Origin of the sequence: Dysgonomonas sp. 521, from assembly GCF_010501055.1 — a bacterium.
GTDB lineage: Bacteria > Bacteroidota > Bacteroidia > Bacteroidales > Dysgonomonadaceae > Dysgonomonas.
On sequence record NZ_QVMO01000180.1, the window covers coordinates 1 to 3,180 of the forward strand.

The window sequence follows — 3,180 nt, forward strand, 5'->3', positions numbered from 1 at the left end:
AGTTTGCTAAGAATTTGAGCGAATAATGTTATTTTTGCCATGAGAGGTTCGTTTTTTGTGTTGCACCTCAAAGGTAACTTTAAGGAACAGAAAACTAAAACCTCTCACTTTTTATTTAGGACACTATTGATAAATTAATTATCTTTGTTACTTAAACAGGCTCTAAAATAAATTTATCGTATGAAATTAATTAACTCACTTTTTCTAGCCATCAGCATATTGCTTCCTATGAAATCATACAGTCAAGAACTTCCTTTGTCACTCGAAGACCTGATTCCGGGTGGTAAAACTTACAGCAAGTATCGTGCCGAAATGCCTCGCAGGATAAGTTGGTATGGCGATAAGCTTACGTATATCAAAGGAGACTCGGTAATGATAGCTCCTAACACAGACTCCGAAACCGCACAAATGTTGCTTACGCTCAAAGAAATTAACAATAATATAAAGCTGTCGGACGCTGAAAGTCCCAGAAGCCTGAATTATGTGCAATTTGTATCGCCAGAGTCTGATAAACTGATGATTGTATCGCCCGAAAAGATTTATTTATATGATATAGCGGAGAAGAAAATTGCGGGATCATTCACTTCTTTCGAAAAAATGGACAACCATGACTTGTCGGCAAAGAGTGCTAACCTGGCATATACCATAGATAACAACCTGTATGTGCAGACGCCTGTAGGAAAGGTTTATACTGTAACCGAAGATAGTGACAAAGGGATTGTAAACGGACAATCTGTCCACCGCAACGAATTTGGGATAAATAAAGGTACATTCTGGTCTCCGCAAGGTAACCTGCTGGCTTTCTACAGGATGGACGAAACGATGGTAACCGGTTATCCGCTGGTAGATATTTCGGCGCGTATAGCAGCACTAAAGGATATAAAATATCCGATGGCAGGGATGAAGAGCCATCATGTCACAGTAGGGGTTTTCAATCCGGCTACACAGCAAACGGTCTTTTTGAAAACGGGAACGCCGAAAGAAAAATACCTGACCAATATAGCATGGAGCCCGGACGAAAAAAGCATCTACATTGCCGAAGTGAACAGGGGGCAGGACACCTGTGTGCTGAAAAGTTACGATGCCACAACCGGCAAGCTGCTGACCACACTGTTTACCGAAACGAATCCGAAATATGTAGAACCCGAAAACCCTGTTTTATTCCTGAAAAACGATGACACAAAATTTATATGGCAAAGCGAACGCGACGGTTACAATCATCTTTACCTGTACGATACTATCGGCAAACTGTTGAAACAGGTAACGTCGGGAAACTGGGATGTGACTTCGGTGCTGGGTTTTGACGAAAAAGGAGAAAATATATTCTATGTGTCAGCCGAAGAAAGCCCTGTGGAAAGACATATCTATAAAGTAAACCTGAAAAACGGCAGGAAAGAAAAATTGTCGAAAGAAGAAGGGGTGCATTATGCTGCCCTGAGCGCATCCGGTAAGTATATCAGTGATATTTACACTTCGCAGAACAACGCGGGAAAAGTGGCCGTTACAGAAACAAAATCGAATAAGACCCACGTTTTCCATACGGCGAAGAACCCATACAGGAATGTACAGTTGCCTGAAATTACAATCGGTTCCCTGAAAGCGAATGATGGGAACACCGACTTATACTACCGTGTGGTTAAGCCTTTAAACTTCGATGCGAATAAGAAATATCCTGTAATAGTATACGTATACGGAGGCCCGCATTCGCAGATGGTAGACAACTCGTGGATGGGACAGGCGAGAGGCTGGGACATATACATGGCTGAAAAAGGCTATATTATGTTTACGTTGGACAACAGAGGTACCAGTTACCGAGGGATAAATTTTGAGAATGCAACCCACCGCAAATTAGGGGTAATAGAGACGCAAGACCAGATGACAGGGGTGGAATACCTGAAATCGCTGCCGTATGTAGATGCCGGCCGTATCGGCGTACATGGCTGGAGTTACGGAGGCTTTATGACGCTGAACCTGATGCTCCGCCATCCGGAGACATTCAAGGTAGGTGTTGCCGGAGGCCCTGTTACAGACTGGAAATATTATGAGATAATGTACGGGGAACGTTATATGGACAAGCCGCAAGAAAACCCGGAAGGATATAAAGAAACAAATATGGTAGAACGCGCGGGAGACCTCAAAGGGCGACTCATGCTGATTCATGGCGATGAAGACCCTACAGTGGTAATGCAAAACAGCCTGCAATTCCTGAATTCGGCTATTAAAAAAGGGACACACCCTGATTTCTTTATATATCCCGGACACGGGCATAATATGATGGGGCACGACCGTGTACATCTGCATGAGCATATCACACGGTATTTTGATGATTTTTTGAAATAATAATAACAGTTACTTACTAGCGCTGGTGCAGATTTTTTTCGTATCGAATCAAAACATAAATTGAATAAGTGGTAAATACCTGTACCAGCAAATAAATAATTAGAAAAAAACACCTATGACACAACTAGCAAAACTTTTTATTCCTATTACTCTGTTCCTGCTTTCCTCTTGTGGAAATAATCCTGATAAAGAAATCAGCTACGAAGGAGTATATTTTAAGTACCCGTCTTACTGGAAGGTGGAGACGGAAACATCCGAAAGTGGAAATATCTACATTGACGCTTCCGAAAAATTCGCCAGTGAAGCCATATTTCTGATTTCGGTAGCTCAGGCAGAAGTAGAGCCGCAGGAAATGCTAGGTAACTTTCTGGAAACCTTATCGGAGAACTTTGATGTAGAGAAAGAGCCTGCGGAATCTAAGCGGTTTGGGCAATATGAAACATCCTGTATTAAATATAAGGCTTCGAAGCTGCGTGAGAAAGCTTATGGGGAAGCCTATGCTTTTAATATGGAAGGAAAAACGATACTTGTAGTTAAACAGAGTAACAGGGATTATGACCTGAAGCATGATAAATATAAACTAATGGAAAACAGCTTGAGGATAAGTTTGCCTGAGGATATTAATCCATAGTATTTGGGCTATATGAGAAATATTCATTATTGAGCAGAAATGTTAAATTATCCAACTCCATCTCCAAATACCAATACTTTTACTTACATTTGCCTCTAGTGTCATGTCAATCTGATATTGTCGGATAAAGTTTTTTTAATTTAATTCTGGCCTTATCATTCGTGAACTGCCAGTTTATCTTGGAACTTCTATTATTTCTACTTCTCTGC

2 protein-coding genes are annotated in these 3,180 nt (G+C 41.2%); both read left to right on the forward strand.

Annotated elements, in window-relative coordinates; all coding sequences use genetic code 11:
• The first annotated feature begins 180 nt into the window (after positions 1-180).
• Positions 181-2,340, forward strand: a complete 2,160-nt coding sequence (locus D0T84_RS21780; RefSeq protein ID WP_163310025.1) for a S9 family peptidase — start codon at positions 181-183, stop codon at positions 2,338-2,340.
• A 115-nt stretch (positions 2,341-2,455) separates the two neighbouring features.
• On the forward strand, positions 2,456-2,971 hold the full coding sequence (locus D0T84_RS21785) for a hypothetical protein (RefSeq protein WP_163310026.1): 516 nt from the start codon (positions 2,456-2,458) through the stop codon (positions 2,969-2,971).
• Positions 2,972-3,180: the final 209 nt, after the last annotated feature.

Coding starts and splice junctions, on each gene's coding strand:
- D0T84_RS21780 (WP_163310025.1), top strand. CDS start 181: ATGAAATTAATTAACTCACTTTTTCTAGCCATCAGCATATTGCTTCCT.
- D0T84_RS21785 (WP_163310026.1), top strand. CDS start 2,456: ATGACACAACTAGCAAAACTTTTTATTCCTATTACTCTGTTCCTGCTT.